Here is a 319-nt window from a genome sequence, read left to right on the forward strand (position 1 = left end):
GGCGGGGGCTCTTTCTCTGATCCTTTTGGGCAGCAGGGCGGGGCGCCACAGGCCCCGGCGCCAGTTCAGACCCAAGGCCAGGCCGAAGCCCCAATCCAGTTTATTTTTGCTGGTGACGTCAGCGGATTAGATGCGCAGCAGTTAGCAGAAGCGGTCATGGATGAGATCGGTGACAAGGTGAACAACCTGGATTATGTTCTGATTGACCCGGGCAGTCGAAATGGTAGAGCCTTAGCAGGAATGACAAACAGAAAGTGACCCGACATGCGAACAATAATCCTTTTTCTCCCTCTGCTGGTTGCTTGCGCCCCTGGCTGGG

The 319-nt window shown here is 56.1% G+C and carries 1 protein-coding gene; it reads left to right on the forward strand.

The window, feature by feature from the left end; genetic code table 11:
• Positions 1 to 258, forward strand: a 258-nt coding sequence (locus B3Q33_RS02315; protein WP_286826719.1) for a hypothetical protein, incomplete at its 5' end; no start/stop codon positions are given.
• Positions 259 to 319 lie beyond the last annotated feature (61 nt).

The organism is Alcanivorax sp. UBA3183 (assembly GCF_002364155.1).
Lineage (GTDB): Bacteria > Pseudomonadota > Gammaproteobacteria > Pseudomonadales > Alcanivoracaceae > Alcanivorax > Alcanivorax jadensis.